Source organism: Nocardia pseudovaccinii NBRC 100343 (assembly GCF_001613225.1).
Taxonomy (GTDB): domain Bacteria; phylum Actinomycetota; class Actinomycetes; order Mycobacteriales; family Mycobacteriaceae; genus Nocardia; species Nocardia pseudovaccinii.
In genome coordinates this window covers 1-7,139 of sequence record NZ_BDBY01000092.1, presented here as the reverse complement: position 1 = coordinate 7,139, position 7,139 = coordinate 1, and the positions used below count along the sequence as shown (strand labels likewise).

5 protein-coding genes and 3 pseudogenes are annotated in these 7,139 nt (G+C 66.6%); 4 read left to right on the top strand and 4 right to left on the bottom strand.

From position 1 onward, the window contains the following. Positions 1–772 precede the first annotated feature (772 nt). Positions 773–949 (bottom strand): annotated as a pseudogene (locus tag NP3_RS51805) (IS982 family transposase); the annotation flags it as partial. A gap of 137 nt (positions 950–1,086) precedes the next feature. Continuing rightward, positions 1,087–1,701 carry a GNAT family N-acetyltransferase gene (locus tag NP3_RS10035; RefSeq protein ID WP_063039994.1) on the bottom strand — a complete coding sequence of 205 codons (615 nt, stop codon included), beginning with the start codon at positions 1,699–1,701 and terminating at the stop codon, positions 1,087–1,089. A gap of 111 nt (positions 1,702–1,812) precedes the next feature. Here NP3_RS10035 and NP3_RS10030 point away from each other — a divergent pair, with 111 nt between their 5' ends. After that, positions 1,813–2,769, top strand: coding sequence for a TetR/AcrR family transcriptional regulator (locus tag NP3_RS10030; RefSeq protein WP_084508409.1), 957 nt, complete (start codon positions 1,813–1,815; stop codon positions 2,767–2,769). A 38-nt stretch (positions 2,770–2,807) separates the two neighbouring features. Here the strand turns inward: NP3_RS10030 and NP3_RS50340 are convergent. Both NP3_RS50340 and NP3_RS10025 read right to left on the bottom strand, forming a co-directional pair. Continuing rightward, a pseudogene (locus tag NP3_RS50340) lies at positions 2,808–2,900 on the bottom strand (helix-turn-helix domain-containing protein); the annotation flags it as partial. A 404-nt stretch (positions 2,901–3,304) separates the two neighbouring features. Beyond that, positions 3,305–3,958 carry a TetR/AcrR family transcriptional regulator gene (locus NP3_RS10025; protein WP_174566193.1) on the bottom strand — a complete coding sequence of 218 codons (654 nt, stop codon included), beginning with the start codon at positions 3,956–3,958 and terminating at the stop codon, positions 3,305–3,307. 82 nt (positions 3,959–4,040) lie between these two features. On the opposite strand from NP3_RS10025, the gene NP3_RS10020 reads away from it, so the two are divergent. The 3 genes and pseudogenes from NP3_RS10020 to NP3_RS49795 form a co-directional block, all read left to right on the top strand. Continuing rightward, positions 4,041–5,012, top strand: coding sequence for a zinc-binding dehydrogenase (locus NP3_RS10020; RefSeq protein WP_063039990.1), 972 nt, complete (start codon positions 4,041–4,043; stop codon positions 5,010–5,012). 305 nt (positions 5,013–5,317) lie between these two features. Beyond that, entirely contained in the window at positions 5,318–6,475 is a 1,158-nt protein-coding gene (locus NP3_RS10015) for a hypothetical protein (protein ID WP_063039988.1), read from the top strand. A 445-nt stretch (positions 6,476–6,920) separates the two neighbouring features. Beyond that, a pseudogene (locus NP3_RS49795) lies at positions 6,921–7,139 on the top strand (DUF222 domain-containing protein); the annotation flags it as partial.

The window sequence follows — 7,139 nt, the reverse complement described above, 5'->3', positions numbered from 1 at the left end:
GTCAGCGAAGGTCGAACCGATATCGAGTTGAGCCACCAGCTCCCCCGTTTCCTACACGCACTGCGTCGCGAGCATATCCGAACCCAGCCGCGCCGGGTGCCGTGAATTGTCGTGGTCGAGGCGACTAATGCTGCCTTCCTCGAGATCATGTATCTTATTGCTGGCCTTGTTGTTTCGAGTTTGTCGGTATCGCCTGTCAGCTTGCGTGGCTCAGGCAAACCGGGCTCCGAGGTGGTCCCTGCCTGCGGTTCTGACGCAGATAGCGTGATCGCGCTGCTCGGCGTGTCACCGCAAGATCCGTCACGACACCGGTGAAGGTGGCAGGCGTGCGTTGATGTTGTTCGAATCTTATTGCTGCACTGGAACAATCTGCTGATCCAGGATGCCCGAGCCGAGGCCGTGGTCGTGGACGCTGCTGTTGCCACCTTCGATGGCCCGGTGCATCGGATACGGAACCTCTTCCGGTCGTGTGCATTCCGTTATCACCGCCGCCTCGCCGCCGCGGTCGCTGGACGGAAGATGGTCCTCAGCTGATCGTGCGGCGGTTCTTCCGCGTGAATACCGGCTGTCGGGCAAAGACTTTTGCTGAACAGGTCGACGGGCTCACGATGAAACGGTCACGGCGCACCGATCAGCTGACCGCGATGCTCACCAGGATCGCAGTCGCGCTGACGGGACGTGCCGGGGCTCGCCTGGCAGCCCAGCTGGGATTGCCGGGCAGCCGGGATACGCTGCTGCGGCTGGTCCGCGCACTGCCCGACCCGGCGGTCGGTTGCGCGCGCCGCAGCCAGTGGGTCGCAGAAGTGAACCCCAGCAGCGACTGGGCCACCGCCAAGCACACCAGCTCCGAGTCGGTCAGCACAGGCGGCCGACCTATCCACGGGAACCGGGCAGCTCGTCGTCGTTTCACGTACAGCGCGGGCAGGAGGGCGTCCAAGTCAGTCGTCACAAACTGGTCTTCGACGCCCTCCGTCCATGTCCAGGCATTACTAGGACTTCGGACTCACTCGTCCGGTATCGGCCGCATCCGGCGCTGCGCCCGCTGTGCCGGATCATGCTCGTACCGCGCTGATTTCGGTGCGGAGCTCAGCCGCGAAACCACATCGGCCACAGGGTGGGGCCGCCGTCGGGGAGCGGGAGCGGCGCACCCGTGCGGGCGAAGCCGAGGCGTTCGTAGAGCTGCGACGAGCGAACCGTACTGGCTTCCAGGTAGACCGGAAGGCCCTGCGCTGCCGCCTCTTTCAGCCTGTTGCCGATGATGGCCGCGCCCGCGCCGTGCCCGCGCCACTGCGGCACGGTGGCAATGGCGTAGAGGTAGCGGTGCGGGAACTCCCGTGGATGGTGTTCGGCGAGCAGGGCGGTGACCGCCGCCATCCGGTGCAGCGGCCGCAGGTCGCTGCCCTCGGCCCTGGTCCTGGCCTGTGCCGCCTCTTCCTGGTACCGCTCGATCGAATCCACCTGCTGCCACAGCGAGACCGCGCGAATGTCGCTGCCGATGCCCGCGATCCACACCTCGTCGCGGCCGATGGTCTCCTCGATCAGAATGGGCGCATAGTCGTTTTCGAAGGCCGTCATGATCTCCGGGTGCCCGTCCATCACCCAGGCCGAGACCGCCTCGTCCCGGCTGGCTTCGGCGAAAGCGGTCGCTACCGCGGCGACCTCGGACAGCTCTGCTCGGCGCACCCACTGGCCGTCGGTCATGACGTACCTCCTGAATTCGGAACACTGTGTGTACTGGCCAAAGTAGGTGGAAAACCAGGAATTGCTATTATTTCGTCACACTTCCGGCGTGTGATGAAAAAGGATCAGAACATGCCCTGTGCGAGTTGTGGCGGCGCGATCGTCCAAGCAGCCAAGGGCCGTAGGCGGCGGTACTGTTCCCGCTCCTGTCAGGCCAGGGCGTACCGGGCTCGCCGGGCCGAACTCCCCGCCGCCCCGCGACGTCGCCCCGCGACCGAGCTCACCACGGTGGGCATTGTCCGGGGGGCGGTGGAGCTGGCCGACCGGGCGGGGATGGACGGGCTCTCCGTCCGGCGCCTCGCTACCGAGATGGGCATTGCCACCACCGGGCTCTATCGCCACTTCTGCGATCGGACCGCGCTGCTCACCGCGATGGTCGACCTGATGCTCGCCGAAATACCCACCCCGCCCGCGGAATTGACGCACTGGCGGGACCGGATCGGGTACGAGGCGCGCCAGGAATGGCAGCTGTACCGCAGGCATCCATGGATGCTGCCCACGCTGGCGCGCACCCGCCCGCCGGTCGGCCCGGCCCTGCTCGACATCCTGGAACGCACTTTCGCCGCGCTGAATCAGCCCGGCGTGCCACGCGAGGCCGTGCTGTCGATCTACCTCTCGGTGTCCGGCTTGGTGCAGGGACTGGCGATGCTGCCCCTGTCGGGGGAGCGGCGAACCGAGCGCACCGTGCTGGAATCTGCGGAGGAAACCTGGCGCGCGATAACGGAATTGGTGACGCCGGATAGCTACCCGGCCCTGCACGAGCTGGCCGACTTCACTGGCCAGGGGAACGGGACCGGCATCAGCACTACGTCGCCACGCGCCGCCACAGCAGCGTCCGGCCCTGAATCAGCCGGGCCCGCACTCGAATTCGACGATCTCTTCGAATCCGCCTTGGCCCTGCTCCTCGATGGCATCGCGGCCCGCTTCTGCCTTCCCGAACCCGCTGACGCTCGAGCGGATTCAGCCCCAGAGCCCAAACGTGGAAAGGGCGCGGTGGAGAAAACGACTTCCACCGGCACTTCGAAGTAGGCCGCGATCCGCAACGCCAGATGCAAGCGCGGGCTACCCTCACCGCCCTCCAGGTACTCGACCGTCTGGTAGTGCACCCCGAGCGCCTCGGACAGCTCTCGCCGCGAGATGCCACGCTTGGCGCGCAGCATCGCGATGCGGTTTTGTAGATAACCTCAGTAGACACTCTGCAGCTCGATCACGCCGGGCGGCGGCAGCGAGCACAACACCGAGATCGTGTTGAGCAACGGGCTACGACTGCTGGTCGAGCACAGCGGCGTCCTGCTGGGCGATTCCCGCGGGAGACGCCTGCACTTTCTCGACGCCGTCAACCCCGAACACGGCCACGATCATCTCGACCTTGAACACGGAAATCCAGCGCCCTCGAGGAGATCACGCTATCTGCGTCAGAACCCCGTTGTGGGACCACCGCGTTGCCAGTCGTGGGACCATCGAATCCGCTGGGAGAACATGTTCCAGATTTGTTATGCCGACCGATCACGGCGACGGCAAACCGAACGTCCGGAAATGCCGACGACCGGGCGTCGCCCTTCGGTCATCCGGTGATCGACCTGTCGGATTTGCGGCGGGGCATCGCGGGCATCAATCGTGGCACCGGTGGTAGCGGTGCGGACGCCGGTGAGGCTTGGAACGCTTGGATCATGAGGGCGGCGAAGCGGCGGGAGGCTGCGGTTCGTGCTGCCGGTGTGTCGGCGTGGATGCCGTTGTTGGCCATGATCATGAGGATGAGGTCGTCGAGGCCGATATCGGGGCGCAGGCGGCCGGTGTCCTTGGCACGGCGGATCAGTTCGGCAGCGCCGGTGAGCGAGGAGGTGCGGATCGCGGTGAAGTCCATCGCATGCGGGTAGGCGGACATGAAGGCCGCGGCGAAGCCGTGGTCGCGGGCTTGCAGCTCGCAGAGTTTCTCGACGACGAGGCAGAAGCCGTGCCAGGGATCGGGGTCGGCGAGCCCTTCGTCCACGAGGGTCCGGCAGGCGAGCATCTGATCGGTGAATGCCTCGGCGACCAGCATCTCCTTGGTCGGAAAATGGCGATAGAGGGTGGCGGGGCCGACCTCGGCGCGCCGGGCGATCTCCCGCATCGGTACGTCCAGGCCGTTGGCGACGAACACCGCGCGCGCTTCGTCGAGGATGCGTTCGCGGTTGTCCCGGGCGTCGGAACGCAGGGTCTGAGGCAAACGAGTGGTCACCGCTCTCACTTTAGCTAAACGGACGGGGGTGTCCGTTACGTTCGGTTGGTCTGTACCGATCGAACAGAACACGGAGAAACCAATGCGTGCAGTGATGGTCCCAGCGTTCGGAGGTCCCGAGGTCCTCGCGATGGTCGAGCTCCCCGACCCGAATCCGGCCGCCGGACAGGTGTTGATCACGACCGAGGCGATCGGTGTCGGCGGTATCGACGCCCTGATCCGAAGTGGCGCGCTGGCTGCCTACGGAGCCACGCCCGGTCACATCCCCGGCCAAGAGGTCGCAGGCACCGTGACCGAGGTCGGCGAGGGTGTCGACACCGGGTGGATCGGTCAGCGCGTGTGGGCGTTCACCGGTGAGAGCGGCGGCTACGCCGAGCGCGCCGTCGCCTCGGCTGAGACGCTCGTCCCCCTCCCGGAGACCATGTCGGCTGTCGATGCGGTGACACTCGGCACCTCGGCAATGGTGGCCCACTTCGCTTTGCGTCATGCGCATTTCGCGCGCGGCGAGTCGGTGCTGGTGCGTGGCGCAGCGGGTGGTATAGGCGTCATGGCTGTCCAGCTCGCTGCTCGTGGCGGCGCCGGTGCGGTCGCGGTCACGACCTCATCGGCCGAGCGCGGCGATCGTCTGCGCAAGCTCGGCGCGACCCACGTGCTCGACCGCGCCGGTCGGGGTGCAGAGAACGCTCCCGCGGGCTACGGCGTCATCATCGACATCGCCGCAGGCGCGGATCTACCGTCGTTCCTCACCAGACTCGAGCCGAACGGTCGCATGGTGGCCGTTGGAGTAATGGCAGGCATGCCACCGGCGGACTTCGGCGCGGAGATGGTCGCGGCCTTCAAGAAGTCGCTGTCATTCGCGACCTTCAGCGCCGACACCGTGCCCGCACCCGACCGACGCGCCGCGACCGCCGAACTGTTCGCCACCGCGGCTCGCGGCGAACTGGAAGCGGTTGTGCACGAGACGCTTTCCCTGGAACAAGCTGTGCTGGCGCACCAGAAAATGGAAACCGGAGAGGTATTCGGCAGAATCGCGCTCACACCATCGGCGAAATAGGCGACACCGCCGCTCACCGCAAATACCAACGCACGCACATGCCGTTGATCGCGCGAACAGTGCGGGCCCGCCTCCCCCATTGAATTTCCCTTAGGAAGATGGGAAGTTCGGTGATTCACTGGCGTGCGCGAACCGCAGGATCCATAGTCGATGACCGCGCACGCAGAAGGGTAGCCGTCTAGGGATCGGTGTACCGCGGCCTGGCGCCGTGACAGGGCTCGAAAACCACAGAGATCTCTCGCAAGTCGTGGGAGCGAGGCCCGCCCCGGCCCAGTAGCGTCCAGGGCGAACGAAGGAGATCGAACATGACTGGTGGGCGCAACGGATTCCTGCTGCTCGGTGGTGCGGCGTCGGTCGGGGCGGGTGCGTTGCACCTGTTCGCCGCGGGACTGCATACCGAGCATGCCACCCTCGCCCGGCTGATGGTCGTGCTCGCGGCAGCACAATGCGCGGCCGGGCTGCTGGCGTCGGTGAGCACGCGAAAGGCCATGCCGGTCACGGTGATCGGGGTGAACCTCGTCGCGGTGGTGATCTGGGGGTACACCCGGTTCGCGGGGCTGCCATGGCCCGACGGCCTCGATACGGCGGAGGCGCCGCAGTTCCTCGACAGCACGTGCGCGGCGCTGGGGCTGCTCGCGATCGCCGGTGCAACCGTCACCCTGGCGCGCCCAGGCGCGTCATTGCCCACGGCATCGACCGCGACCGCCGCGGGTCTGGCCGGTGCCCTCGCCGTCGCGGCGATGCTCGGCGGCGCCGGACATGTGCACAGCCACGACGCGGGCGACCACACCCATGCCGCCGGTGGCGACCACACCGACCATGGGACCGGCACCGCATGGCCGCGGCCGTGGGATCCGGCGGCTCCGGTCGACGTGTCCGGCGTGCCCGGCGTGACCGCCGCGCAGGAGCGGCGCGCGACCGCACTGATTCGCAGCACCCTCGACCAGCTGCCCGCGTTCGCCGACGTCGGTTCCATCGGCGCACTGGGCTTTCGCTCCATCGGTGACTCGGCCACCGGTTACGAGCATTACATCAATACCGGCTACATCCGCGACGACCGATTCCTCGACGCCGCCCACCCAGAGTCCCTGGTTTACCGGGTCGACGGCGCCGATCGGACCCTGGTCTCGGCGATGTACATCGCCAAGGGCAAGAAGATCGACGACACCGAACTGGTGGACTACGGCGGGCCTCTGATGCAGTGGCACGTCCACGACAACCTCTGCTGGAAGAGCGGCGCCGATGGTCCTCAGGTCGCCGGTGTGACCGACGCCCAGGGCACCTGCCCGCCCAACTCGATCAACCCTGGCGCGGGGAATCCGATGGTCCACGTCTGGATCACCGCTAATCAGTGCGGACCGTTCGCGGCCCTGGAAGGCCACGGCGCGGGGCAGGCAGCCACCACTGTGGACGGCCGCCGCACCGACACCTGCTCCCACGATCACACCGGCGGGCACCGCTGAGTGGCCCCTCGCCCTGGCGTGAACTCGTATGCAGCCCGTTCCTCCCGAAAAGGTTAGGGCTGCTGCGGAACTCACTAGATCGACGGGTGACAAGCTGTCGGCGTCGCCTGCAGCGGGAGCACCACGGAACTCGCCAGAGGTTGGACTGCGACGCGACACCAGGTACCGGCACTCCCCACGCTGACGCTGAACGCGCCCTCATGCCGATTACCGCGTGTCAACTGGCTACCCGAAATGGGTTGGCTGGCATCGTTTCCCGATGCGCATTCTGTCGATCTGTGAGCGGCGATGTCGGATTCGGCTGAACCTCGGCACGGCACGCAACAACCGCCCGAGCAGCCAGCCCGGCCATCACCAACACTCTGTCGCGGCGCTGCCCGAACACGGCGTACCCAGCCAAACCAATTATCGAACACATGTTCGAGTATGAGGTAGTCTGTCTCGGGTGAACACACATTCGACTGCAGTGGCACCGGATGCTCCGGCACGGAGATGGTCGGAACTGGCCGATGTCGACTTGCTGCGCACCCTAGTCGAAACCGAACGCCGTCGGCGTCGACTGGGTGCGGCTATGGTAGCGGCCGTCGCCGAGGCCGAGCGCCGTGGTCTCGCCGCCGACACAGGCTACCTGGACACAGCGGAGCTATTGAGTGATCTGCTGCGG

Coding starts and splice junctions, on each gene's coding strand:
- NP3_RS10035 (WP_063039994.1), bottom strand. CDS start 1,701: ATGACCGACGGCCAGTGGGTGCGCCGAGCAGAGCTGTCCGAGGTCGCC.
- NP3_RS10030 (WP_084508409.1), top strand. CDS start 1,813: ATGCCCTGTGCGAGTTGTGGCGGCGCGATCGTCCAAGCAGCCAAGGGC.
- NP3_RS10020 (WP_063039990.1), top strand. CDS start 4,041: ATGCGTGCAGTGATGGTCCCAGCGTTCGGAGGTCCCGAGGTCCTCGCG.
- NP3_RS10015 (WP_063039988.1), top strand. CDS start 5,318: ATGACTGGTGGGCGCAACGGATTCCTGCTGCTCGGTGGTGCGGCGTCG.